Genomic DNA, 24,861 nt, shown 5'->3' with positions numbered 1-24,861 from the left:
CCCCTGGAGACATGGGTGACCCTCATCCTCACGCGCTACCGGCTTGACCCCGTCCAGCTGGGCAGGGGTGGCATGGGCGTGGTCTGGGGCGCCCAGGACGAGAAGCTCGGCCGCCGGGTGGCGATCAAGTTCATCCGGTTCCCCGACGGGGTGCGCGACCCGGAGCTCGAAGCCAGGTTCACCCACGAGGCGAAGATCATGTCGCGGCTCGCCCACCCCGGCGCGCCGGTGCTGCACGACTTCGGCGACTACCGGGATCCGCTGCTGGGCGACCGGCTGTTCATGGTGATGCAGTTCGTCGAAGGGACGGGCGTCGACGACGTCGTCGCCGAGCACGGGCCGCTCCCACAGGGCTGGGTCGCGTCCATCGGCGCCCAGGTGGCGGCGGTCCTGGCGGCGGCACACGGCCTCGGCATCCTGCACCGTGACCTGAAGCCGTCCAACCTCATGCTGTGCCGGGACGGTTCCATCCAGGTGGTGGATTTCGGCCTGGCCCTGATGCAGGACCCTGGGATGACCAAGCTGACCAGGACCGGTCAGCAGCTCGGCACCGCCGCCTACATGTCACCCGAGCAGGTCAATGCCGAGCAGCCCACCGAGCGGAGCGATGTCTATTCGCTGGGCGCCGTGCTGCACGAACTGCTCACCGGACGGCAGCTGTTCACCGGCCCCTCCGAATACAGCGTGATGAACCAGCACGTCAACGCACGTCCCACGGCGGTCGGGCGACTCCGGCCGGACGTGCCGAAGGAGCTGGACGAGCTCATCCTGGCGATGGTGGAGAAGCGCCCGGAGGACCGCCCGGCGACGGCGGCCGAGGTCCACGATCGGCTCATGCCGTACCTCGCGGGGACCGGACCGCTCGGCGACATGACCGCTCCGGGTCCCAGCCCGGTCCGGATGTACTCGCACGCGGTCAGCCGCACTCTCACCGCCGGAGCACAGCCCATGGTTCCCGCCATGGTTCCCGCCGCGGGGAACGCTCCGGTGGACGACGACTTCAGCCGTGGTGACATCGGGCGTGCCCGCAGGCAGGCGGTGTCACTGGTCAGGGAGTCGCGTTACCGCGATGCGGCAGACGTGCTCGCGGGGGTCGCCGCGGCGGCGAGCCGGAAGCTCGGCGCCGCCGACACGGAAGTGATCGATCTGCGCGGGCAGCTCGCGGACGTCCTGCTCACGGGTCAGGACTACCGTCGCGCGGCCCAGGAGTTCCGGCGGATCGCCGACGACCTGCTCCTGCGACCGGAGCCCGACCACGAACGGGTGTCCCAGTGCAGGCTGCAGGAGGCGACCTGCCATGTGCACGCCGGCGACCCCGAGCTCGCGCTGCACATCATGCGTGAGCTGCTGGCGGACGAGGGAAGCCGCTTCCCCGAGGACGACGCGCGACTCCTGGAGTTGCGTTGCCAGATCGGCGAACTGGAAATCGGCGTCGGCGCCGTGGACAGGGCCCGCGCGACACTCACGAGCCTGTGCGAGGACCTCACCAGGCTCTACGGCCCGGAGCACGGCGCCACCATCCGCGTTGTCGACCTCCTGACCGGCCTGGGCGGTTGAACCTCCGTGATCGCATCGCGATGGTCGGCGATTGCCGTGATCATTTGCCCGGCCTCGTGACATCCCGTACCCGTCGCCGGCCCCGACGGGGCTGATCACGCCGACCAACCTGGCGAGCGAGGATGTCCGGTGCCTGTGCCGGTCCCGGGTCAGGACCGGCTCAGGCTCCCGCGATACTCCAGCCCGCCGGCGCCCTCCTGGCCCACGAAGTCCAGCGTCGCCGGGTCCTTCAGGGTGAGGGTCATGTCTCCCCCCACGCACTGATCCCGCTGCACGCGGGTCAGGTCGAGCACGTTCCCGGCCCTGGCCCGGGTCAGCATGACCTGCTGCTCGCACGCATCGGCCTGCCACGTCCCGGCCGGCTGGTCACTCAGCAGGGTGAGTGTGACGTCGACGGTCTCCTTCCGAGCGTCCTGCGAGACGACCTGGCCCGTCCACGTCCCGGCGAACGCCTCCGGGACTCTGTCCCCCGGCTGGGCCGAGGCCGACGTCACCGGTGCCCCGGAAGACGGCGCCCTGGAAGACGGCGCCCTGGAAGACGGCGCCCTGGAAGACGGCGCCCCGGAAGACGGGGCCTTAGAAGACTGGGTCTCGGAAGACGGCGCCCCGGAAGACGATCGCCCGCCTGCGACAGAGCGTGATCCGGAGTCCCCACCGGTGCCGGTGACCACCTCCGGCCTCGCCGAGCCGTCACCGGGTGAGCCACCGAGCGTTCCTGTGACGTACAGGACCGCTGCCGCCACGAGCACCGCGACGATGCCGGTGATCGTGATCAGTACGGCGGCGGACCTCCGCCCCTGTCGGGTCACCGGCTCACCATGCTGCGGCGCCGTTTCCCGCATCGCCGTGTCGGAAGGGCCGATATGACGGGTGGGAACCGGGCCGTACGCAAGTCCGGCCGGACTCTGCGCTCCGGACGAACCGGTCGCTCCGGGACCAGCCGCGACCGGGACCTGATCCGCCCGCCCGCTCCAGCCGGCGGGAAGGTAGGCGGTGGGCACCGGGCCGATGTCGGGGACCGTGACGGTGGGGGCTCCGGGGTCGACCAGGCGGATCATGAGCGTCCGGGCGGAGGGGCGTACCCCGGGGTCCTTGGCCAGGCAGACGGCCAGCGTCTCCCGCAGGGGCGATGAGATGTCCGTGAGGTCGGGCTCGGCGTTGAGGATCCGGCTGAAGACCGCGGCAACGGTGTCGCTGCCGAACGGCGCCCGGCCGGTAGCGGCGTAGACCATGGTCGCGGCCCAGGAGAACACATCGGCCGCGGGCGATCCGTGCACGCCGTTGAGCTGCTCGGGAGCCATGTACGGCGGGGTGCCGGACATGGCCGAGGGCATCGTGCTCGCGTCGAGCAACTGGGCGATGCCGAAGTCGACCACCCGTGGGCCGTCCGGGCCGAGCAGCACGTTGGCCGGTTTGAAGTCCCGATGGATGACTCCCGCACTGTGGATGGCGGCGAGCGCGGTGGCCGTGGCGACCGCCAGGCGATCGAGGTCACCGCCACGAAGGGGACCCTCGTCACGCACCCGATCCTGCAGTGCGGGACCCGCGATGAACTCGCTCACGACGTAGGGGTCCGGCCGGTCGGTCTCCGCCGTCAACACCCGGGCCGTGCAGAAGGGGGCCACCCGCAGTGCCGACTGCAACTCCCTGGCCAACCGGCGGCGCGTGGCTGGATCCGCGCCACTGTGAAGTACTTTGATCGCCACCTGCTCGCCGGACCGGCTCCACCCTTCGTAGACGATCCCCTGCCCGCCCTCGCCCAGACGCCCGACGACCTCGAACTCCCCCAGCACGCGCGGGTCTCCCGGCTGCAACGGGCCAGCGGGCATCGGCTCCTCCATGCACGGTCGTCTCCACACACTAGCGATGCGAGACCCGGCCCACCATGGTCCTCACCCGGGCGACGGTCGAGGAAGCAGACGGACCACCGTGACGAGGCCGACTACGACGACTTCACAGACATCACTCCGATGATGGGCGACGAATCGGGTACGGCCCGCAGACGGAGCCATTGACCGGCACTCTCCGGAACCTCATACTAACCGGGAGTGCGACAGGCGGAACAAGCGCCGATCATTTTGGCCTGCGACGGCAAAGGGTGCGCGAATGTTAAATGAGCGGCATTCCTTCGAGGCCCTGAAACCGCGCGGCCACTATATTCGGCACGCCAACTACCTGGGAGAGATATCTCCCGTCGCCGGCGCGGTCGATCGGGCCGACGCATCGTTCGACGTGGTGGAGGGGCTCGCGGCCAGCGCCCACGTGTCGTTCAGGTCGGCCAACCTTCCGAACCACTACCTGCGACACCAGAACTCTCGCCTGGTGCTCTCGGAGTTCACCCCGGGCGATCGGCTCATGCATGAAGACGCGACCTTCATGTCGGTCGCCGGCCTCGTTTTCCCGCTCTGGAGTTCCTTCCGCTCGTACAATTATCCCAAGCTCTACATACGGCACCGGGACTTCCACCTCTACGTCAGCGAGATCAACGCGAACAGCCCAGAGCTGGATCGATCAGACGCCACGTTCCTTCCCGTCGACGCATTCTTGGCACCCCCCGAGACAATACGCATAGTCGAGATCGCCAACGACAGGAGAATATTCAATTCGTCCGGGCCGCGTCCGCCGTTCCTGCGCCTCGACAAGCGGCTTGTCGCCGTGGCGCAGAATCACAGCCAGGACCTGGCCGGCCATCCCGGCCTTTGGGAGCGACAGCTGGACGGCTTTCCGGGGCACTACGGATCGGACAACAGCACTCCGCAGCAGCGGATCCAGAGGGCGATGGGTTCCGCCGGAACGGAGAACGTCTACGTCCAGTGGTTCTGGGGCGGTAACGTTCCCCCACCCTCGGCCCGGGCGGCGCACGACTGGTGGTGGCAGAGCCCGCCGCACAGATCCAATGTCCTGAACCCGAGCCATCGGTCAACGGGCGTCGGCATCGCCACCGGACAGGGCAGAGTCCCTCAGGGCCAAGCCCATGCGGGTGAACCCGCGACGTTCCACTACTACACCCAGGTGTTCCACTCCTCCGCCTAGCATCGTGAACGGAGGCACCCATCCTGGATCATCTACGGCAACAGCTCCATCACCCGCGACTCGGGTGTCAGCGGCGGCTGAATCTTGGCCCCCTGGCGTCGCCTGGGTTCTAGCTTGGGTTCTAAAGGTGGTCGCAACACCTGCCCCCCAGGGGTGTTGCGACGACCACGTGAACCCAAGCTCGCGAGGCGGGGCGTTCCGCTTCCCGACAGGAAATCTTCGCCCGACACGAACAGATCTGCGTATGAACGGACTGCTGTAGCAGCTTCCGTTGAGTTACGGTCCTTACATATCCGCAGGCAGGCGAGGGACCTGTACAGCCCGATCGGGCCTTCAGGCGCTCCCCAGGCACTGACCCGATCGTGCGGCACCCGCCGGTCAGTCGGCCGTCGGGGCGTCGTCTCGCTTGACGACGAACGTGCCACGGCCCATCACAGTGACCAACAGGCCCTGCTCGTTGAGCAGCCGGATGGCGCCGCGGACGGTGTTCCTTGAGACGCCGAACTCCTCGTACAGTGCGGCCTCGGACGGGATGGCGCGGCGCGGCTCGTAGGTGCCGGCCTCGATCCTCGTGGTGATCACGGCCGCGATCTGCCGGTAGAGCGGCTCGGACCCCAGAAGATCAATACTCACGGTCCGCCCCTAAGCGTGCCGGAACGGTTCTCACCGAGCTAGAGCAGGTAGTGACAGGCTGGCATAGCCTCTAGATCAAGCGCGGCGGCGAACTCTTCCCAGGCGTACGCCGCCGCGCCAGGTAGCGGGCACACGGGGCGGGCTGGCTGGCGCATCTGGAGCCCCAATAGGCTCCCGGCATGATTCGAGCTGTGATCTTTGACGTCGGCGAGTGCCTCGTGGACGAGAGCCGCGAGTACGGCACCTGGGCAGACTGGCTCGGGGTCCCCCGCCACACCTTCAGCGCCGTCTTCGGCGCGACCATCGCCCGCGGGCTCGACTACCGCGAGGCGTTCCAGGTATTCCGGCCAGGCTTCGACCTTTACGAGGAGCGCGAGAAGCGCGCCGCTGCCGGACGGCCTGAGACCTTCGGCGAAGAGGACCTGTACCCAGATGTCCGACCAGCTCTCGCGGCCCTGCGTGCTGATGGACTCTGGCTCGGGATCGCGGGCAATCAGACCGTCCGTGCGGGCCGGATCCTCCGCCAGTTGTTCACGGCCGACGTGGACCTGATCGGCACCTCCGACGACTGGGGTGCCTCCAAGCCGGATCCGGAGTTCTTCAAGCGGGTCGCCGAGGTCGTCCCTTTCGAGGCGGGGGAGATCCTGTACGTCGGCGACCGCCTGGACAACGACATCCTTCCGGCGACCGCGGCCGGGATGCACACCGCGCTGATCCGGCGCGGCCCGTGGGGGGTGATCCAGCAGGCCGACCCGGACGCCGACCGCGCGCCCTCGCTACGTATCGACTCCCTGACCGAGCTGCCGGACAAGGTGCGCGCGTTCAACGTTGCAGCGCGATGAGGGTCGTACGCCATTCGTACAGCCGATCATCCAGCTGCGTGACGCACTCGCGGTCGCCCCACTTCTCAAGGGCTCGCCGTACTTCGCGGATCCGATCCATACCCGTCGCGTACCAGGTGATCGACAGCTGATCGAGAGCCTCGACGGCGCGAGCACAGGCGGCCTCAGGATCCCCTTCGGCCACGGCGACCGCGGCCAGGTCCCCGAGCACGACGGTGCGCTGCTTCCTGTGCTCTTCGGGAAGGTTCTCCAGGACCTGAAGAAGCGTCTGTCTGGCCTGGGGTAGATGGCCGGCCTTGAGCTGGGTGTTGCCCTTGAAGGAGGCCAGCCGGACCGGTGAGAACCAGTCGAACCACTCTGGCAGCGGGGTCTCGTCACCTCCGGCCAAGGTGTCCTCCGCCTGGCCGATGACACGCAGCGCCTCCCGGTGCTTGCCGCATCGCGTCTCGCACTCAGCTTCCACCGCGTACAGCCACGTGGTGAACGAAGCAGGTACGGAGTCCGCACGGCGCGCGTAGGCCCGCGCAGCACGAAGACGCTCGGCCGCACCATCTCTGTCCCCCGCCCACCCGGGCACGAACGCCGAGTGCCCCAAGATGGCGGCCCCGAGCAGCTGATCATCAGCAGCACCTGCCGCCTGCAGGGCCTCGACGAACTTGGCATCGGCCTCGACCGGCTGCCGCAAGTCGAAGAACTCGATGCGACCCACCAGCAGCAGCGATTCGGCCAGAGCCGCCGCGAGTGCCCGGCGGGGCATGCCGCCCACCTCGCTCAAGAGCTGAGCTCCGAAGCGTGCGTGCTCCGCCGCGGCGGAGCGGATCAGAGGCGGCTGGACGCGCCAGTACAGCCGCCGGTGCGCCCTGGTCACAGCCGCGTAGTCCACCGCTAGTGCCGCAGGCTGCGTCGTGGTCGTCGGGGCTGGCGGCGGCAGCGGCAGCACGATGGGGTGAGCTGCCGCTCCGGACCGGACTGGCGCGGCCTGGCGCTCGGACTGGCCGCCCCAAGGCGGGGTGAACCCGAGTTGCTCGACCGACATCCCCAGCGTGTGCTCCAGCAGACGCTGATGGACGGCGTGGGGCCATGGCGGGGTGGCGCTCTCCCAGCGCCGCACCTGCCGGATGCTCACCTCCGCATCGGCCTCGCCGAGTTCGACTCCGGCGCGAGCGAGGGCGTCGGCCAGGGCCTGCTGCGAGGCGTACCCGGCGTGCTGGCGAGCTGCCTTGAGCTTGACGTTGCCTGATTCTCGGGGCACGGCGGCCTCCACAGTTGAACCATTGAAGGACTTCAGAGTACCTAAAAGGCCCCCCATGGACAGAATCAGCGTCGATACGGCCCATGAAGGTCCTAAAGAAGTCCCCTAAATGGCCTTCCGAAGGCTCCGCGGTAACTCCAGCATTACAGCTAGCGAGTTCCGCTGCACATAAAACGAGCCCGCCCGGCGCTGCACACGACCGGACGAGCTCTTGACCAGGAAGCGAGTCCTGATCCGTGAACGATCCTAGTGTCGTCCTCGACCGGCCAACAGCGGCAGATGCCTGCGGCTGCTTCGCCGACGCCCCGCCCCTGCCGATGGGATGCGCCGCCTGCGGGCACGCACCCTACGCCCACGGCTGCCCCGGCCAGAGCGCCGATCACGAGTACGCGCAGCCGTCCGGTGCCCTGATGGCCGAGCGCCTGGAGGTACGCCGCCAGCTTGGTCTCGGCCAGGCCCTGCCGACCTTCGAGCCCGCCCGCGAGGTCACCGCCCAGCCAACGCTCGTACCCGCGCCCCGCCAGGCCGACCCCGAGGCGACACCGTCGCGCACCCGGCCCACCGGACGCACCGACACCCGACGCCCGGCGACGCCCGACGCCCGGCGACGCCCGGCGCCCGCCCGCGCCGGCCGGTCGAGACGCGGGCAGACCGCGCGGTCCGCCTGGCGCTCGCCCGCGACCCCCTCTCCCGGCGACGAGCCCGCATCGCGGCCCGCGCACACGAGCACGGCGCCCCGCCCCCGAGCGTGAGCCGGGAGCCGAACGCCCGGCCGCCGCTCACCCTGCTGCCGGATCCTCCCGAGCACCAGCACCAGCCCCTCCGGCCGGGGCCCGCCGTCGCCCTCGGCCGGAGCCACTCGCCGGATGCTTCCCCGCCCCGACGGCACGCCCCGTACCGGCGGGAGGCGGCGGTATGAGTAGGGCTCCAGAGGGCGGCACCCCCACGAGCAGGCGCGGCGGCAGTCCAGCTTCCCAGGCGTCCGCCGCCGCGCCGTCGACCACCACACCGTCTCCCGCCCGGCTTCGCGCCGAAGAGCTGGCCGCCGAACTGAACCGCGCCCACGGCATCAAGGCCGACGTCCACGAACTGCGCTCCAGCAACGCCATCATCTCCGTCTACTACGGGCTGCTCGCCTACAGCGACGGCGAGAACTTCTGGTGGACCAGCCCCGAGCTCGACTCCGGCCACCACCTGCTCAGCGCCGCCGTAGACCCGGCCGCAGCCGCCGAGCGGCTCGCCGAGCACTACGAGATCCTGCGCGCCCGCCCCCTCACCACCGTGCTGGGCAGCGAGCTGCCGCTGCTGGCCGACGTGATCCTGGCCGAGCATGTCGTCCCGCGCTGACGCCGAGGCGGCGCGCGTCGCCCGGCAGGTGCAGCAGCACGCGCCCACCTGGCTGGTCATGTGGAGCCTGCGCCACCGACGGTTCGAGGCCTGGCAGTGCAGCGACCCGAAGAGCTGCCGCACCGTTCATGGACGCACCGCCGCCGAGCTGTGGAACCGCATGCAACAGGTGGAACTCGAACTCCGGCGGACCCTGCCCCGAGGCGCCGCGCAGCCCACACCCGCTGCGAACGGCCGCCTGAGCTCGCCAGTCCCCGTGGCCCCGGGATACGTCCCGGGGCCACGCCCCCACCCCGACGAAAGGACTCGGCCGTGATCCCGCCCTACGGCACACCGGTTAGCGACCGGCTGAACGCGGCCACCCGGCGCAGCGGTGCCATCGCCGCCCTCAAGCACCTGCGCACCGAGCTGCACACCCACCGGATCTACCCGGAGATCTCCTACGACGAAGGCCAGCCCCGCCTCGTGATCAGCGCCGAGCTGACCGTGTGGGCCGACCGCGCCGGAACCGCCTTCTGCTGGGGCGCTGTCCACCTGGAAGAACCCGCCGACCACGCGCCGGTCGACGACTTGGTGAAGGTCGCGCACCGCATCGCCGGACGCCTCGGGAACCACTACGCCGAGCCGGTGACCCCACCATGAGCCGGCGCGGCGGCGCGGCGACCAGCCTCCCGTGCCGTCGCGCCCCCAACTCCCCTCGGGCGGCGGTGCACCATCAGGGGCCGCCCGCGGGGGTAGACGCGACCGTACGACCTCCTGCTTGGAGGGGCGTGAACCTCGGTCGAAATGATGGTGCCCCGCCAGTTCTTTCCAGCGGGGCACCATCCGATGGCAGTCAGCGTGCACCTCCCCCCACAGATAGTCACACTCTGCAATCAGAGTCTCACTAACAGGAAGAGCTTCGCCGTGACCGATGTGTTCCTCAACCGATTCGCCGAAACCCCGCTCCGGATCGGCACCCGCACCTCCACCCTGGCCAAGATTCAGGCCAGTCGTGTCGCCGAGATGATCACCAAGCTCGCGCCCGAGATCCCGATCGAGATCGTGCCCACGCAGGTAACCGCTGACCTCTGGCCCGGTGACCTGGCCGAGATCGGCGGCAAGGGAGCCTTCAGCAAGGAGATCGACAGCGCCTTGACCGGCGGCCGGATCGATATCGCCGTCCACTGCGTCAAAGACGTCCCCGGCGATGTGCCCCTGGCCGAGGGCACCGCGTTCGGCGCCTACCTGGAACGGGACGACGTCCACGACGTCGTCGTCACCCGCGACGGCGTCGCCCTGGCCGACCTGCCCGCCGGGTCACTGATCGGCACCAGCTCCGTGCGGCGTCGCGCACAGCTCAGCATCCACCGGCCCGACCTGCGCACCGAGCGCATCCGCGGCAACGTCGACACCCGGTTGAACAAACTCGACGAGGACGGCAAGTACGCCGCGCTGATCCTGGCCCGCACCAGCCTGAGCCGCCTCGGCCTGCTGGAGCGCCACCACGAGATCCTCCCCCTGGAGTTCCACACCGCGAGCGAAGGCATGTCCATGGTGCCGCCCGTAGGTGCGGGCGTCATCGGTATCCAGGCTCGTCAGTCCGACGGGCCGGTCATGCGGCTGCTGGACGAGCTCAACCACGTGCCCACCGCCCGGCACGTCCTCGCTGAGCGCACCATGCTGCACATGCTGCGTGGCCACTGCAACTCCCCGATCGCCGGGCACGCCTGCACTACCGCAGACGGGAAGATGGGCTTGTTCGGCATGGTGTTCAATCGCGACGGCTCCCAGTTCGTCCGCTCCCACGCCTGGGGCGGCCACGAGGATCCGGCCACGCTCGGAGCGCGCGTCGCCGCTGATCTGCTGCACCAGGGTGCCCGTAACCTGATCACCGCCACCCGGAAATGACCACCGGGCCAAAGGCGGCGGCCTGGTCTTCCGCAAGCCGAAGGGGAAGTCCAAGCGGATGGTACCCCTGCCCCCCGAACTGATCCCGATTCTCAAGACACACCGCACCCGCCAGAAGGCGGAGCGCCTCGCGGCCGGCGCCACTTGGGAGGATCACGATCTCGTGTTCACCCAGCCGACCGGCAGGCCGATCGACAAGCACGACGACTGGGAGGAGTGGAAGGAGCTGCTGATGGCCGCCGACGTCCGGGAGACCCGGGTGCACGACGCCCGGCACACGGCCGCCACCTTGCTGATCGAGCAGGGCGTGCACGTCCGGACAGTGCAGGAGATCCTCGGGCACTCCGACATCAGGGGCACGCAGCGTTACCCGCACATCGCCTCACCGATGGCCGAGGACGGGATGCGGCGCATGGGGGCGGCCCTGTGAAACTGATCAGCCGGATGGCCGGCTGCGGAGCCCCTCCGGGAACTGCAACCGCAACGACAAAGGCGCCCACCCGATTTCGGGTGAACGCCCTGGTCATCTATGGAGCCGCCTTGGGGAATCGAACCCCAGACCCCTTCATTACGAGTGAAGTGCTCTGGCCGACTGAGCTAAGGCGGCGTGCCGTGTTTCACCACGACCTACGGCAGTCTACAGGCTCCCAGGGCATTCCCGCGCACCGGAATCAGCCGATCTTGGGACACTGGGTTCCGTCAGCGGGGACGGTCAGATCGATCAGGTAGTCGTCCACCAGGCGATCCACGCACGCCGAACCGGTCAGGTAGGCAGTGTGGCCGTCCCCGTCGAAACCGACGAGGACGCCGGAGGAGAGCTGGGAGGCGAGGGCCTCGGACCACTGGTAAGGCGTGGCGGGGTCGCGTTCGGTGCCGACGACCATGATGGGCGGGGCTCCGGGAGCGTCGATCTTCTCCCGGGTTCCTGCCTTGACCGGCCAGTACGCGCAGGGCAGCGAGCCCCACATGACGTACGCGCCGAACAGGGGGGCTTCCCTGGCCGCCTCCCTGGCCGCCTTGGCGTAGGCGGCGGGGTCGCGGGGGTAGGTGCTGTCGACGCAGTTGACCGCCAGGTTGGACTCGGTCTGGTTGGTGTACTCGCCGTCCTCCCCACGGTCGACCAGCAGGTCGGCCATCCGGAGCAGGACGGTGCCGTCACCCTTCAGCGCCTGGGCCAGCGCCTGGCGGAGGACCGGCCATGCCTGCCGGTCGTAGAGCGGGGTGATCACACCGAGGATGGCCCAGGCCTCGGTCACCGTACGGTCGTCGCCGGTCCTGTTGGCCAGGGAGGCGGTGTCCGCCCTGCGGAGCAGCGCGGTGATCTCCGCACGGGCGGAGGCGACGGAGCCCTGGAAGGGGCAGTCGGTGGCCGCGAGGCAGTTTTCCAGGAACGCGTCCAGGGCGACCTCGAAACCGCGTGCCTGCGCGGTGTTCAGCTCCAGTGGGCCGAGCGATGGGTCCACCGCGCCGTCCAGGACGAGGGCGCGGACCCGGTTGGGGAAGAGGTCGGCGTAGACGGCGCCCAGCTGCGTGCCGTACGACTTGCCGAGGTAGGTGAGGTGGGAGTCACCGACGGCGGCACGCAGCAGGTCCATGTCCCTGGCGGCGTCGGCGGTGCCGACGTACGGCAGGAGCCTGCCCGATCGGGTCTCACATCCGGCGGCGAACCGTCGCGCCCCCTCCTCAAGCACGGTGACCTCTCCCGGCGAGTCGGGCGAGTTGTCGAGGCCGACGAAGGTGTCCAGTTCGCTCGGCGGCAGGCACCGGACGGGCGCGGACTCGCCGACCCCGCGCGGGTCGAAGCCCACGACGTCGAAGCGCTCGCGAACCGCCTCGCTCACCGCGGTGCGGGCACTTCGCGCGTATTGCACTCCGGAGGCACCCGGACCACCGGGATTGAGGAGGATCGAGCCGATCCGCTCCCCCGAGGCCGGAAGCCGGATCACGCTGAGCTCGATCTTCTCACCGTCCGGCTTGCGGTGATCGAGCGGTACGGCGAGCTTGGCGCACTCGAAACCGTCCTCGCACTCGTTCCAGCCGAGAGCCGCTCCCGCCACACCACGGCCGGCTCCGGCGCCACCACTGGCGTCGGCGGGGACGTCGGTGCCGGTGCACGCGCTCGCGAGCAGGGCCACCGCCGCCAGTACGGCGGTCACACGGGATCTCACGCCTTGTCCGCTCCGTAGTCCGTAGGTCGGGGTCACACGCGGATCCGGCAAGGGGGCCGACACGCGGAGAGGCTGAACGGTCGAATCCTATGCCCGCGCCGAGCCCTCATGACGGGACATCGACCTCAGCGGGGACAACCGGCCGGTCACCCTTCCGGGCCGCTCTCGGCGACCTGCACCGCGCCGCCGTACGCCTCGTCGTGCTGCTTGCGCGGGGAGCAGACCGAGGCCGACGGGCAGGCGCAGCGGCGGCCGCCGTCCTCCAGGCGGACCACGACGGAGTCCGAGGGGACGTTACGGCCCACGACGGTTCCGGCGCCCTCGGGGGTGTCGACCTTCAGCCCGATCCGGGGCATCCTGCTGTGGGCGTCGAGGTAGAGGGGGTGCTCGTACTTCAGGCAGCACATCAGCCGCCCGCATGCCCCCGCGATGCGCAGTGGGTTGACCGGCAGGTCCTGGTCCTTGGCCATCCGGACGGAGACCGGCTCGAAGTCCTTGAGGAAGGTGGCGCAGCACAGGTCGCGGCCGCAGGGGCCGATACCGCCCTGGAGGCGGGCCTCGTCACGGGGGCCGATCTGGCGAAGTTCCACCCGGGCGCGCAGGTTGCGGGCCAGGTCACGGACGAGGGTACGGAAGTCGACCCGGTGCGGGGCGGAGAAGTAGACCGTGTAGACGTTCTCCGCGTCCAGGTAGTCGACGCCGACGACCTTCATCGGCAGCGTGTGCCGCTTGATCAGGCGCTTGGAGACGCTCCGGGCCTCCGCGCGGCGCCGTTTGTTGCCCTCGTCCCGGGTGAGGTGCTCCTCGGTCGCGATACCCGCGCACACCGGCAGCCCGCCGATCTCCTCGCTCGTCCACTGGGGCGCCCAGACGCACTCGGCGACCTCGGGCCCGGCCTCGGTGGGCACCAGCACCCTGTCGCCGACCTTGGGGCTGTGCTCGCCGGGGTCGAGGTAGTACAGCCTGCCGTAGCGGGTGAAACTCACCGCCATGATCATGCCCATATGGCTCCAAACCTGGGGGTACGGCTCGTGCTCACCCTACGCTCCGCACCCAGCGAAGTGCGGGGCCGCCAAGACGTGAACGCGGGCCGTGTACCCCCACTCAAGAACCTGGCGGCTGGAACTCCGGGTACGAGCGCTCCCTCTCGACAGCCCACGGGAGCATCCTCACGAGGGGCCTGTCGACGGTTGGACACCCCGGGCAGCCGCTCAGCGGCCGAGTTCGGCGAAGGACTTCTCCCAGCGTTCGGCGATCGTGGAGAGGTCGTAGCTCTGGGCCGTCTGGAGGGCGTTCCTGGCCATCCGGTGGCGGCCCTCCTCGTCGTCGATCATCTGAATCAGCCCGTCGGCCAGGGCGTCCACGTCGTCGGCGGGAACCAGCAGTCCGTCGATCCCGGGCGTGATGATCTCGCGAGGTCCACGGGGACAGTCGAAGCTGACCACCGGTACCCCGGAGGCGAACGCCTCGATGATGGTCATGCCGAAGCCCTCGAAGCGGGAGCTGACCGCGTGGATCGACGCCTTCGCGAGCTCGCCCTCGATGTCACCGGTGGAGCCCATGAACGTGACGTTGTTGTGCAGTCGCAGCTTGACCGCCTGCCTGACCAGCTTGTCGCCGGCCCGGCCCTCGCCGTAGATCCGCAGCTTCCAGTCGGGGCGTTCCCTGGCCACCCGGACGAACGCCTTCAGCAGCCGGTCGTACCCCTTGACCGGCACCAGCCTGCCCGCGGCCAGCACGATCCGGTTCTCCTGCCTGGAGCGTGGACGCGGCCCGCCGGGCAGCCCGTTACCGATGGTGAACACCCGGGTGGGCGCCCCGTTGAGCATGTTCCGGTAGTCGCGCTCGTCGGCCTCGGTGAGGGCGACGACCGCGTCCAGTTTCGGGTACCAGGTCCGGATCTCCTCGAAGATCCCGGGTTGGTGTGCCTCGAAGTGCAGATGCTCCTGGGCGATCGCGACGACCTTCCTGCGGGCGTACCTCGCGGCCATGATGTTGAGCCCCGCGCGGGTGGTGATCAGGACGTCGCTGCGGAGCCTGCGCAGCTCGCGGACGAGGACCTCGTCGCTCCAGGCGCTGAAGGACGCGTAGGCGCGCTCCTCGGGGTGGATAAGCGCGCTCTCCCGCGCGCCCAGCCGCTCGGCCCTCTTCGTGTACGGCCAGCGGACCCTGGCCCCCTCTCGCAGATCCACCAGCGAACGGAGCCTGACCCGGGAGCCCAGCGGCAGGAAGGGCGTGTCGGTGTGCTGGAAGACGCTGACGACCTCGACCTCGTGCCGCTCGGACAGGGCGGTGGCGAGGTCGAAGGTGGCGCGGATGGTGCCACCCATGCCGTAGGCGTTGAGGATGAGAAAGGAGATCTTCACGGCTTCTCCTCCTCGACGCTGAGCGCGACGGCGAGACCGTCGGTCTCGGTGTAGTACGGGCGGACCCTCACCTGCCCGACATGCTGGGCAGGAAAACGAACTTTAATCTTCTTATCCGTTATGTCATCAAGACGGGTCGCCAGCGGCAGCCGGACCCCGGAGATCTCGGCGTACAGGTCCCAGAAGACCCGGCGCCGCACCTGTGCCTCGGCCATTGGCGCGATCTCGATCGCTCCCTCGACCCACCGTCCCTGGAAGGTCGCCGGCCCGCTCACCGGCTCCGGCCCCCGGCGGGCCACCGCCACGAGTCTGGCCTCCCCCCGGATCGGGTCGCCGTACGCGACGGCGCCCTCGACGGCGATCACCCCGTCGTCCGCGATCACCCGGATCACCTCGACGTACGGTTCGACCTCGCGGACCCGCAGGCCCAGCGTGCCGAGGGAGGTGCGGAACGCCCTGATCTCCCGGTTACGGCGGGTCTCGGCGTAGGACCAGAGTCCGTCGAGCGAGAACCCCGGGTCGTCGGTGGCGACGGGCTCACCCCGGTACGACGCCATCCAGATGCCCACGGACAGCACCGTCAGGTCTGAGGCCCCGCGCTCCTCCCCTGTCTCCACGTGCCGGAGGACGATCTCCGTATCCGCCGGCTCCAGGTGCCGGAGGACGATCTCCGTATCCGCCAGCTCCGACCATTCGACCCTCAGCCGGTCGTCGTCGCCCACCCTGCTCGTAACGGCCCGGCCCCTCGCGTGCGGAACCACCCCTTGACGCGCCTCGGTGCTCACCAAGATTCCCCCGGCCTTCTCTGCTCATCCCCGTAGAGCAGGACATTGTCGATTTATAACAAAAGCACTAATTTTTGCCCGTGAATCTTAACGACCCACGCACATACTTTGAGGCGATTTAGCAAGGAATGGTTCCATCTAATCGGAAAAAGGCGGGCAGTGACCACTCGGTTACCGAAATACCTGGCATCTCGCCAGCCGATATCAGCCACGCCGGGTTCGGGGAAACTCAAAAACGTCCGATACCGGCCATCCTGGACTCCGGCCCTCGTCAGACCACGAGATGCGCGTCCGAACCGTTCCCGTCAGCCCACGACATGCGGGCAGCGTGAACCACACGCACGGTCCCACCCGGCACGGCACCGCGCGCAGTTCTCCACACGGCACCGCGCAGACGGACGGCTGTCTTTCCTCGGCCCTCAACCGGCCGAGATATGGCTCAGAGCCGTGGTCGGCGCAGCGAGAGGGTCATCGACTCGACTGCCATCTGCGGGCTGACGTTGGCCGCCAGCCGCCTCCGGCAGCGCATGATCGCGTCGATCCTGCGCAGGGTGTCCTCCGGGGTGGAGGCGCGGGCCAGGTCTTCCAGATCGGCGCGGCGGTCCTCGCTGGCCAGTTCCACGTGCGCGCCGAACTGCACGGCCAGCACGTCGCGGTAGAACGCCACCAGGTCGAGCAGTGCCGCGTCGATGACGTCGCGCTTGGTACGGGTCGCCCGGGACTTCTGCCGGTCCTCAAGGTCCTTGAGCGCCCCGGCACCGCCGCGGATCAGCCCCCTGCTGAGTCCCTTGCCGGTGGAGCCCTCGCCGTAGACCTGGCGCAGTTCGGTGATCTCCGCCTCGTTCAGCACCGCCGTGACCGCGGCGGCCTCGTCCTCGGCGGTCTTCACCAGACGTTCGGCGGCCATCACGCACTCCCCGACGCCGGTGAGCGACCTGGGGATGGACAGCACCGCCTCGCGACGCGAGCGTGCCTCCTCGTCCAGCGCCAGCCTGCGGGCGCGGCCGATGTGCCCCTGGGCGGCCCTGGCCGCGAACTCCGCCATCGCCGACGGCACGTTCTCTCGTGTGGCCAGCACGTGGGCGACCGCCGAGGTGGGCGGGGTGACGAGCGTGACGAGCCGGCAACGAGACCTGATGGTGATCATCATGTCGTCCGGGGCAGGCGCGCAGAGCAGCCAGACGGTCTTCGGCGGCGGCTCCTCGATGGCCTTGAGCAGTGCGTTGGACGCCCCCTCGGTCGCCCGGTCGGCGTCCTCGAACAGCACGACCCGCCAGCGGCCCAGCGTCGGCGCCCCGGCAGCGCGCAGGATGAGCCTGCGGGTGTCCTTGATGCCGTACGAGAGTCCCTGCGGGCGGACGATCTCCAGGTCCGGATGGGAGCCGACCGCCACCTGGTGGCACATGTCGCAGTGGCCGCACCCCTGGTCGGGACAGAACAGCGCGGCGGCGAACGCCCGTGCGGCCTCCTCGCGCCCGGACCCGGGCGGACCCGTGAACAGCCACGCGTGGGTCATCCCGGCGCCGCGCCCCCCGGCCAGCAGGTCGGCCCCGGCCGCCGCGGCCCGGCGGAGCGTCACGGTGGCCCGCTCCTGCCCTACAAGATCATCAAAGACACCCACGGACCCAACCTACCGCCGCTGCGAGTCGCCGGGTCGGACCTCACCGGCAGACGCCCTCCCCCCGGCACCGGTCACGGATCGTGGGATGCCGGACCGGAGACAGCGAGTCGATCCTGATTCGCCGGAGTCACCAGGCCATCCCCGGACCTTCAAAAGCAGCGGACCGGGGATGGCGGGTCAGTCACGGACCTTCAAAAGCAGCGGACCGGGGATGGCGGGTCAGTCACGGACCTTCAAAAGCAGCGGACCGGGGATGGCGGGTCAGTCACGGACCTTCAAAAGCAGCGGACCGGGGATGGCGGGTCAGTCACGGACCTTCAAAAGCAGCGGACCGGGGATGGCGGGTCAGTCACGGATCGCGGGGATGGTCCCGGTGACGTCCTCCGACTCCTGCGGCACCGGGTCGGGCATGATCTCGCGGACCCGGTCGTAGATGAGCGAGGAGATCCGCTCCTGGGTCAGGGTCCCGTCGACGACCAGGTAGCGATCCGGCTCCGCGGCGGCCAGCGCCCGGAACTCGCGGCGGACGCGCTCGTGGAACTCCAGCGGCTCCGACTCGATGCGGTCGGCGGCCCCGCCCAGCCGGGCCAGCCCCACCGACGGCGGAGTGTCGATGAGCACGGTGAGGTCGGGGACGAGTCCTCCGGTGGCCCAGCCGTTGATCCTCTTGACGTCCTCGATGTCCAGTGCCCGCCCCGCGCCCTGGTAGGCCAGCGACGAGTCGACGTACCGGTCGGAGATCACCAACGAGGCCCGGTGAAGGGCGGGGCGGATGACCTTCTCCACATGCTCGGCCCGATCGGCCGCGTACAACAGTGCCTCTGACCTCGCGGACAGTCCCTGGTGCACCGCGTCGAGCAGGATCGCACGCAGCCGCATGCCCACCTTGGTCGAGCCCGGCTCGCGGGTCTGTACGACGTCGAACCCCTGGTCGCGCAGCCAGATCGCCAGCAGCCTGGACTGAGTGGTCTTGCCCGACCCCTCACCGCCCTCGAACGCGATGAACATCCCGCGCGCCTGCTCGACGCTCTCCGGGGCGAACCGCTCCCCGCGCGCCGCGGCGATCAGGTCGGCGACGATCGAGACGCCCCTGCGGTCGTCCATCTGCCGTAGCGCGACGGTCCCGACGATCACCGCGAGCAGCCCGCCGACCAGCAGCACCAGGTTGGAGCCGTCGAACTGGTAGACCGGCTCCTGCCCGACCCTGATCTCCCGCTCGCCGAACAGGCCCGCCAGGGTCGGCGCGGCCGCGACCACCAGCAGCAGGGTCACCCGGGCAAGCGACTGCAGGAAGGAGAACGTACGGCCCCGCAGGTTGTCGTCCACCTCCAGCCCGATCATCGTGTAGCCGATGATCCAGGCGATTCCCGCGCACGCGCCGAGCAGCACGGTCAGCAGGACGACGATCACCAGGTTGTGGACGAGCGCGATCGCGACGAGGACCACCCCGGCCACCACGATCGACAGGCCGAACAACCGCCGCCGCGACAGCTCCCGCAGCAGCCTCGGCCCAAAGAACATGCCGGACGCCATGCCGACGAAGACCGCCCCGAAGACCACGCCGTACGCCGCGTCACCGCCGCCCAGCGCGTCCACGTAGATCTTGGCCACCCCGACCACCGCGCCACCGGCGGCGAACGCGCCCAGCATGCCGATGATCAGACCGCGGATCAGCCGGTTACCGCCGACGAACCGCCAACCCTCGAAGATCTGCCGCAGCACCGACGGGGTGGAGGTCGCGGCCCGCGCGCCGGCCTTCGGAATGTCCTTGAGCGAGAGGATGATGAAGGCCGAGACCAGGTAGGCGAGCGCGTTGATGAACAGCGCCAGGTAGGTCTCTCGCTGGGCGAAGAACGGCACCAGGTTGCCCAGGAAGTCGTCGGCGACCGACAGCACCGCGAACAGCAGCGCGGCGATCGGCGCGGTCCCGTACGTGACCAGGAGGTTGAGCTGGTTGGCCTCCTCCAGTCGCTCCTTGGGCACCAGGTTGGGCACCGTGGCGTCCTTGGCCGGAACCCAGAAGAGGTTGACGCACTCGACCAGGAACGTGGCGATGATCACCCACTGGTAATTGCCGACCAGCGGAATCGACAGCACCAGCGCGAAGCGCAGGAAGTCGCAGAAGAACATCGTCATCCGCCGGTCGAACCGGTCGGCGAACGCCCCGGCGAGCGGGCCCAGCAGGATGGCGGGGAGCATCTTCGCCACGAAGACGCCCCCGATGGCCAGGCTCTGGACCTTGTAGCCGGATCCCACAGTGAGATTGCCCGCCAGGGCGGTCAGCGCCAGAAGGTTGAGCCAGTCTCCGAGACTGCACACCGACATCGCCGTCCACAACTTGCGGAACGGGGCGTTGGCCAGCACGTGGGGGGGTTTGCGTCGCGCGGTGCTCCGGCCAAGGGTGGTCATAGTGTCAGCGTATCCAGGTGCTCGCTGGGCTGGGGAAAACACGAGCCAGGCGGAAATGCCCGGCTGCCCGTCGCATGAGGGTAATACCTCCGCCCTGTGCCCCGCAGGTACCACACGTGAAAAGAATCGCTCGGTGCCCGTGTTTCCAGTGATGCGGCTCCGCGCCCTGACCGCCTCTCCCTGGACCGATGCCTGCGGCTCCGCGCCCCGCCCCGGCTCTCCCCGGACCGATGCCTGCGGCTCCGCGCCCCGCCCCGGCTCTCCCCGGACCGATGCCTGCGGCTCCGCGCCCCGCCCCGGCTCTCCCCGGACCGATGCCTGCGGCTCCGCGCCCCGCCCCGGCTCTCCCCGGACCGATGCCTGCGGCTCCGCGCCCCGCCCCGGCTCTCCCCGGACCGATACGCCTGCTCCCCGCTCGGTGTGCGGTTACCGGAGTTTCTCGTTCCGGACTTCCAGCAGGGTTATCTCGGGTGGGGCACCCACCCGGACCGGCGGCCCCCAGAAACCCGCGCCCCGCGTCACGTAGACCCGGGTGCCGTCCACCTCACCGAGGCCGGAGACGACCGGCTGCTGCATCGGGATGATCAGGTTAAAGGGGACCATCTGCCCGCCATGCGTGTGGCCGGACAGCTGGAGGTCCACGCCGTACCTGGCCGCCTGGACTGCCTGGACCGGCTGGTGGGCGAGCAGGACCGTGGATCGGGAGCGGTCACGGCCACCCAGCGCCCGTTCGAAGTCCGGACCGTCACCCGAGGCGACACCGCCGATGTCGTTGACCCCGGCGAGGTCGAGCACGGCTCCGGCGTGGGCGATCTCCACGCGCTCGTTGCCCAGCGGGCGGATACCGAGCCCGCGGAGCTCCTCGATCCACTCCTGCGGGCCATTGGCCGTGTAGTACTCGTGGTTGCCGGTGACGAAATAGGCACCGTAGCGGGATTCGAGATCCTTCAGCGGCCTGGCCAGCGTGCCGAGCTCGGCCACCGTGCCGTCGACCAGGTCGCCGACGACCGCGACCACGTCGGCCTCCAGCGAGTTGATCATGCGGACGATGCGCCGGGTGTGCGCCGTACCGGTGAGCGGGCCCAGGTGGATGTCGCTGACAACCGCGAACCGCAGGCCGTTCAGGCGCGGATCCAGCCTGGGCAGCACCACTCCGACCGACTCGATCACCGGGTCGCCGAGAGCGGTCCTGACCCCGAACCCGATCGTGCCAAGCGCCCCCGCCCCGGCGGCGGCCGCCGCCGTACGGGCGATGAACAGCCTCCTGCCCATCCCAACGGTCTTCTCCGTTGCCCTCCCGGCACCCGGCACGACGACCACCCCGCCGATCGCGGACTCCCCACGGTGCGTCTGGGCCGAGGAGACGGACCGGCGGGAGTGCTCGGGGTGACCGGCGGCCACGGACGCCGGTGTGACGGCGGTTTCGGATCGAACGGCGAGCTCCAGCTGCCTGGCTCGTTCCGCGCGGCGGGCGGCCACCCCCGGCGGCACCCCGCGCCGCTCGGCCCGATGCTCCATCCCGCGCACCACCAGCAGTGCCACGGCCCTGGGGATCTCCAGGACCGCCAGGAACACGACGAGATAGAACATCGTCGCGATCCAGAAGAATCCCGGCCAGGCCAGGAAGTGCCCCCACTCACTGCGGGAGGCGACCAGCGTCACGGGTGCGAGCACGGCCAGGCCGACGAGGATCCAGGTCAGCACCCGGCGGATCCGCCCCGGCCGGGTGGTCGAGCGAATCAGGCGACGCCACAGGTAGTAGTGGACCACCGTGATCACACAGATGACCAGCGACACGAAGCCCACGATCGTCACTCGCCCTCTCTCGCGCCCACCGGCCATCTCCGGCGCGTTCCGAAGAACGCCCGAAACGGCGAATGCGTTCCCAGCGGGTGCGGAAACCCTTCGAGCCAGAGCCCCGTACGAGGGGCCCTGGCTCGGCGGCGTCAGGCCTTGGCCTTGGCCCGGGTGGTGCGGGGACGCTTGGGCGCCGGGCCACGGGCGCGGCGGTCGGCGAGAAGCTCGGCGGCGCGTTCGGTGGTGATCTGCTCGACCTCGTCACCCTTGCGCAGGGAGGCGTTGGTCTCCCCGTCGGTGACGTAGGGCCCGAACCGCCCCTCCTTCACCACGATCGGCTTCTTGGAGACGGAGTCCTCACCCAGCTCGCGCAGCGGCGGCGCGGCCGCGGCCCGCCTGCCCCTGGTCTTGGGCTGGGCGAACAACTCCTTGGCCTGGTCGAGAGTGACCGTGAACAGCTCCTCCTCCGAACCCAGGGAACGAGAGTCGGTGCCCTTCTTGATGTACGGCCCGAACTTGCCGTTCTGCGCCGTGACCTCCTGGTCGTCGATCATCCCGAGCACCCTCGGCAGTGAGAGCAGGAGCAGGGCATCCTCAAGGGTGACGGTGTCCAAGGACATCGACTTGAGCAGCGACCCGGTGCGCGGCTTGGGGGCGTCGGCCTTCTTGGTCTTCTTCTTGCCCTCCGCCGGAGGCGTCTCCACCGGCAGGATCTCGGTGACGTACGGGCCGAAGCGACCGTCCTTGGCCACGATCACGTTCCCGGTCGCCGGGTCCTTGCCCAGCTCCCGATCACCCATCGGGCGGGAGAACAGCTCCTCGGCCCTTTCGGCCGTGAGCTCGTCGGGGGCCAGGTCCTCAGGCACGTTCACCCGGACACCCTCGCGGTCCAGGTACGGGCCGTAGCGGCCCACCCGGATCATGATGTCGGTGCCCCTGATCGAGAACGAGCTGATCTCCTTGGCGTCGATCTCGCCGAGGTCGGTGACCAGCTCCTTCAGGCCGTCGCCGCCCTCCACACCGAAGTAGAACCGGCGCAGCTCAGGCACCCGCTCCGCCCGGTCGTTGGCGATGTCGTCGAGGACCTTCTCCATGTCGGCCGTGAAGTCGTAGTCGACGAGGTGGCCGAAGTGCTGCTCCAGCAGGTTGACCACCGCGAACGCCAGGAAGGACGGCACCAGGGCGGTGCCCTTCTTGAAGACGTAGCCGCGGTCCAGAATCGTTCCGATGATCGACGCGTACGTCGAAGGGCGGCCGATCTCCCGGTCTTCCAGCTCCTTGATCAGCGACGCCTCCGTGTACCGGGCCGGCGGCTTCGTGGAGTGCGACAGCACGTTCAGCGCGGACGCGGTGAGCGGGTCGTTCTCGCTCAGGTTCGGCAGGCGCTTCTCGGAGTCGTCCCTGTCGGTGGACGGGTCGTCCGCACCCTCGACGTAGGCCTTCAGGAAGCCGTGGAAGGTGATGGTCCGCCCGGAGGCGCTGAACTCGACCCGCTCGCCCGAGCTGGACGTGCCGTCCACCTTGACGGTGACCGACTCGCCGACCGCGTCCTTCATCTGGGAGGCCACGGTCCGCTGCCAGATCAGCTCGTACAGCCGGAACATGTCACCGCTCAGCCCGGTCTCGCCCGGCGTGCGGAACTCCTCCCCCGAGGGGCGGATCGCCTCGTGCGCCTCCTGCGCGTTCTTCACCTTGCCGGCGTAGACGCGCGGCTTGTCGGGCACGTAGGCCGACCCGTAAAGCTTGATCGCCTGGCTGCGGGCGGCGGCGACAGCGGTCTCCGACAGCGTGATGCTGTCGGTCCGCATGTAGGTGATGAAGCCGTTCTCGTAGAGGCGCTGGGCGACCTGCATCGTCGACTTCGCGGAGAAGCCCAGCTTGCGGCTGGCCTCCTGCTGCAACGTGGTCGTCCTGAACGGCGCGTACGGCTTGCGGGTGTACGGCTTGCGCTCGACCGACCTGACCTTGTACGGCACACCTGCCAGACGCCCGGCCAGGGCGCGAGCGGCCTGCTCGTCCAGGTGGAGCACGTCGGCGCTCTTGAGGGTGCCGTTGCTCGTGAAGTCCCGGCCCTGGGCGACGCGCTTTCCGTTCACACCGGTCAGCATGGCGGTGAACTCGTGCGGAGCCTCGTCGCCACCGGTGTCGAGCAGCGCCTGCAGGTCCCAGTAACTCGCGCTGGTGAACGCCAGGCGCTCGCGCTCGCGCTCCACGACCAGCCGGGTCGCCACGGACTGCACGCGCCCGGCGGAGAGCCGGGGTTTGACCTTCTTCCACAGGACCGGGCTGACCTCGTAGCCGTAGAGCCGGTCGAGGATGCGCCGGGTCTCCTGGGCGTCGACCAGCCGCAGGTTCAGGGCGCGGGGATTGGCCACCGCCTCCTGGATCGCCCGCGGGGTGATCTCGTGGAACACCATGCGGTGCACCGGGACCTTGGGATTGAGCACCTCGCGGAGATGCCAGGCGATCGCCTCGCCCTCGCGGTCCTCGTCAGTGGCGAGATAGAGCTCATCGGCGTCCTTGAGCAGCTGCTTGAGCTTGCTCACCTGCGCCTTCTTGTCGTGATTGACGACGTAGAGCGGCTCGAACTCGTGATCCACATTGACGCCGAGGCGCGCCCAGGACTCTCCCTTGTACTTTTCCGGGATGTCGTCGGCCTTCTCGGGGAGATCACGAATATGCCCGATGCTGGACTCCACGACGTAGCCGCGGCCGAGGTACCCGGCGATGGTCTTCGCCTTGGAAGGCGACTCGACGATCACCAGGCGGTTTCCGCCGGCGTTGCCGTTCTTGGCTGGCACGCTGCTTCCTACCTCGCTGTTCGCATTCGTTCCCCGTTTACTTCCCCTCGGGTTACCCGATCTCAGTCGGGAACACTCCCAAGGAAAGCCGCAAGGACGCAGAATAAAGCCCTATGAGTGTCGACGTCCCTCGGCCCACCCTCGGAGACTAATCGCTGTGCTGGACTACTCCTACTTGGTTCTCCACCTCCCGCGTGGCACCTCCCGGGACGCAGCCCGCCGGATACTGACCGAACATGCAGAATACGGCGACTGGGAGCTCGACCGCCTGCGACTGTATCCCGATGGCCGTCGAGACGTCCGACTGCGCCGGAAGATCATACGTGTGACCAGGACGATGTGATTCCGGACATGGCTTTG

At 69.3% G+C, this 24,861-nt stretch carries 21 protein-coding genes, 1 tRNA gene and 1 pseudogene; 11 read left to right on the top strand and 12 right to left on the bottom strand.

The window, feature by feature from the left end; translation table 11 throughout:
* Positions 1-15 precede the first annotated feature (15 nt).
* Positions 16-1,557, top strand: a complete 1,542-nt coding sequence (locus OIE13_RS31465) for a serine/threonine-protein kinase (protein WP_326829111.1) — start codon at positions 16-18, stop codon at positions 1,555-1,557.
* Positions 1,558-1,706: 149 nt separating this feature from the next.
* Here the strand turns inward: OIE13_RS31465 and OIE13_RS31460 are convergent, their stop codons facing one another.
* Positions 1,707-3,386, bottom strand: coding sequence for a serine/threonine protein kinase (locus OIE13_RS31460; RefSeq protein ID WP_326829110.1), 1,680 nt, complete (start codon positions 3,384-3,386; stop codon positions 1,707-1,709).
* Positions 3,387-3,663: 277 nt separating this feature from the next.
* On the opposite strand from OIE13_RS31460, the gene OIE13_RS31455 reads away from it, so the two are divergent.
* Positions 3,664-4,590 (top strand): AbfB domain-containing protein, encoded by a 927-nt coding sequence (locus tag OIE13_RS31455; RefSeq protein ID WP_326829109.1) that lies wholly within the window; start codon positions 3,664-3,666, stop codon positions 4,588-4,590.
* A 378-nt stretch (positions 4,591-4,968) separates the two neighbouring features.
* Here OIE13_RS31455 and OIE13_RS31450 read toward each other — a convergent pair whose 3' ends face one another.
* Complete coding sequence (locus OIE13_RS31450) at positions 4,969-5,223, bottom strand: GntR family transcriptional regulator (protein ID WP_326829108.1); 255 nt, start codon at positions 5,221-5,223, stop codon at positions 4,969-4,971.
* Positions 5,224-5,402: 179 nt separating this feature from the next.
* Between OIE13_RS31450 and OIE13_RS31445 the strand changes: the two genes are divergently transcribed.
* Entirely contained in the window at positions 5,403-6,065 is a 663-nt protein-coding gene (locus OIE13_RS31445) for an HAD family hydrolase (RefSeq protein ID WP_326646005.1), read from the top strand.
* On the opposite strand, the gene OIE13_RS31440 is transcribed toward OIE13_RS31445, so the two are convergent.
* Complete coding sequence (locus OIE13_RS31440) at positions 6,046-7,317, bottom strand: transcriptional regulator (RefSeq protein ID WP_326829107.1); 1,272 nt, start codon at positions 7,315-7,317, stop codon at positions 6,046-6,048. The two genes, OIE13_RS31445 and OIE13_RS31440, sit on opposite strands and share 20 nt — an antisense overlap.
* Before the next feature lie 236 nt (positions 7,318-7,553).
* On the opposite strand from OIE13_RS31440, the gene OIE13_RS31435 reads away from it, so the two are divergent.
* The 6 genes from OIE13_RS31435 (at position 7,554) to OIE13_RS31410 (ending at position 10,984) form a co-directional block, all read left to right on the top strand.
* Positions 7,554-8,069: a hypothetical protein gene (locus OIE13_RS31435; protein ID WP_326829106.1), complete on the top strand. Its 516-nt coding sequence runs from the start codon at positions 7,554-7,556 to the stop codon at positions 8,067-8,069.
* 163 nt (positions 8,070-8,232) lie between these two features.
* Entirely contained in the window at positions 8,233-8,664 is a 432-nt protein-coding gene (locus OIE13_RS31430) for a hypothetical protein (protein ID WP_326829105.1), read from the top strand.
* Positions 8,648-8,980, top strand: a complete 333-nt coding sequence (locus OIE13_RS31425) for a hypothetical protein (RefSeq protein ID WP_326829104.1) — start codon at positions 8,648-8,650, stop codon at positions 8,978-8,980. The genes OIE13_RS31430 and OIE13_RS31425 overlap by 17 nt, the downstream gene beginning before the upstream one ends.
* Positions 8,977-9,306 carry a hypothetical protein gene (locus OIE13_RS31420; protein ID WP_326829103.1) on the top strand — a complete coding sequence of 110 codons (330 nt, stop codon included), beginning with the start codon at positions 8,977-8,979 and terminating at the stop codon, positions 9,304-9,306. The genes OIE13_RS31425 and OIE13_RS31420 overlap by 4 nt, the downstream gene beginning before the upstream one ends.
* A gap of 264 nt (positions 9,307-9,570) precedes the next feature.
* Positions 9,571-10,554, top strand: coding sequence for a hydroxymethylbilane synthase (gene hemC / locus OIE13_RS31415; protein ID WP_326646009.1), 984 nt, complete (start codon positions 9,571-9,573; stop codon positions 10,552-10,554).
* 22 nt (positions 10,555-10,576) lie between these two features.
* The gene (locus OIE13_RS31410) at positions 10,577-10,984 is read left to right on the top strand and encodes a tyrosine-type recombinase/integrase (protein WP_326646932.1); all 408 of its coding nucleotides are present in this window, start codon (positions 10,577-10,579) and stop codon (positions 10,982-10,984) included.
* A 100-nt stretch (positions 10,985-11,084) separates the two neighbouring features.
* On the opposite strand, the gene OIE13_RS31405 is transcribed toward OIE13_RS31410, so the two are convergent.
* From OIE13_RS31405 to OIE13_RS31380, 6 genes are all read right to left on the bottom strand, one after another.
* Positions 11,085-11,161: transfer RNA gene (locus OIE13_RS31405), tRNA-Thr, on the bottom strand.
* Between the two features lie 64 nt (positions 11,162-11,225).
* On the bottom strand, positions 11,226-12,722 hold the full coding sequence (locus tag OIE13_RS31400) for an alpha/beta hydrolase (protein ID WP_326646112.1): 1,497 nt from the start codon (positions 12,720-12,722) through the stop codon (positions 11,226-11,228).
* 146 nt (positions 12,723-12,868) lie between these two features.
* Positions 12,869-13,726, bottom strand: coding sequence for a PSP1 domain-containing protein (locus tag OIE13_RS31395; protein WP_442811689.1), 858 nt, complete (start codon positions 13,724-13,726; stop codon positions 12,869-12,871).
* Between the two features lie 207 nt (positions 13,727-13,933).
* On the bottom strand, positions 13,934-15,088 hold the full coding sequence (locus tag OIE13_RS31390) for a glycosyltransferase family 4 protein (protein WP_326646113.1): 1,155 nt from the start codon (positions 15,086-15,088) through the stop codon (positions 13,934-13,936).
* A complete protein-coding gene (locus tag OIE13_RS31385; protein WP_326829102.1) occupies positions 15,085-15,873 on the bottom strand; it encodes a hypothetical protein in 789 nt (262 codons plus the stop codon). Before OIE13_RS31385 ends, OIE13_RS31390 begins: the two co-directional genes overlap by 4 nt.
* A gap of 439 nt (positions 15,874-16,312) precedes the next feature.
* Positions 16,313-17,494 carry a DNA polymerase III subunit delta' gene (locus OIE13_RS31380; protein WP_326829101.1) on the bottom strand — a complete coding sequence of 394 codons (1,182 nt, stop codon included), beginning with the start codon at positions 17,492-17,494 and terminating at the stop codon, positions 16,313-16,315.
* Between the two features lie 174 nt (positions 17,495-17,668).
* Here OIE13_RS31380 and OIE13_RS36875 point away from each other — a divergent pair.
* A pseudogene (locus OIE13_RS36875) lies at positions 17,669-17,818 on the top strand (DUF1720 domain-containing protein); the annotation flags it as partial.
* Between the two features lie 21 nt (positions 17,819-17,839).
* Here OIE13_RS36875 and tmk read toward each other — a convergent pair.
* The 3 genes from tmk to topA form a co-directional block, all read right to left on the bottom strand.
* Complete coding sequence (tmk, locus tag OIE13_RS31375) at positions 17,840-19,903, bottom strand: dTMP kinase (protein WP_326646116.1); 2,064 nt, start codon at positions 19,901-19,903, stop codon at positions 17,840-17,842.
* Between the two features lie 426 nt (positions 19,904-20,329).
* Entirely contained in the window at positions 20,330-21,718 is a 1,389-nt protein-coding gene (locus tag OIE13_RS31370) for a metallophosphoesterase (protein WP_326646117.1), read from the bottom strand.
* A 131-nt stretch (positions 21,719-21,849) separates the two neighbouring features.
* Positions 21,850-24,501 carry a type I DNA topoisomerase gene (gene topA / locus OIE13_RS31365; protein WP_326829100.1) on the bottom strand — a complete coding sequence of 884 codons (2,652 nt, stop codon included), beginning with the start codon at positions 24,499-24,501 and terminating at the stop codon, positions 21,850-21,852.
* Between topA and OIE13_RS36870 the strand changes: the two genes are divergently transcribed.
* Positions 24,428-24,844, top strand: coding sequence for a DUF5703 family protein (locus OIE13_RS36870; protein ID WP_425427982.1), 417 nt, complete (start codon positions 24,428-24,430; stop codon positions 24,842-24,844). The two genes, topA and OIE13_RS36870, sit on opposite strands and share 74 nt — an antisense overlap.
* Positions 24,845-24,861 lie beyond the last annotated feature (17 nt).

It is taken from the genome of Streptosporangium sp. NBC_01810 (genome assembly GCF_035917355.1).
In the GTDB taxonomy this organism is placed as follows: domain Bacteria; phylum Actinomycetota; class Actinomycetes; order Streptosporangiales; family Streptosporangiaceae; genus Streptosporangium.
This window is presented reverse-complemented; position numbering and strand designations above follow the sequence as displayed.

Bases quoted from the DNA above. Each gene is read 5' to 3' on its own strand.
- OIE13_RS31430 (WP_326829105.1), top strand. From the start codon at position 8,233: ATGAGTAGGGCTCCAGAGGGCGGCACCCCCACGAGCAGGCGCGGCGGC.
- OIE13_RS36870 (WP_425427982.1), top strand. From the start codon at position 24,428: ATGGTCTTCGCCTTGGAAGGCGACTCGACGATCACCAGGCGGTTTCCG.
- OIE13_RS31460 (WP_326829110.1), bottom strand. From the start codon at position 3,386: ATGCCCGCTGGCCCGTTGCAGCCGGGAGACCCGCGCGTGCTGGGGGAG.
- OIE13_RS31445 (WP_326646005.1), top strand. From the start codon at position 5,403: ATGATTCGAGCTGTGATCTTTGACGTCGGCGAGTGCCTCGTGGACGAG.
- OIE13_RS31395 (WP_442811689.1), bottom strand. From the start codon at position 13,726: ATGGGCATGATCATGGCGGTGAGTTTCACCCGCTACGGCAGGCTGTAC.
- OIE13_RS31455 (WP_326829109.1), top strand. From the start codon at position 3,664: ATGTTAAATGAGCGGCATTCCTTCGAGGCCCTGAAACCGCGCGGCCAC.
- OIE13_RS31425 (WP_326829104.1), top strand. From the start codon at position 8,648: ATGTCGTCCCGCGCTGACGCCGAGGCGGCGCGCGTCGCCCGGCAGGTG.
- tmk (WP_326646116.1), bottom strand. From the start codon at position 19,903: ATGACCACCCTTGGCCGGAGCACCGCGCGACGCAAACCCCCCCACGTG.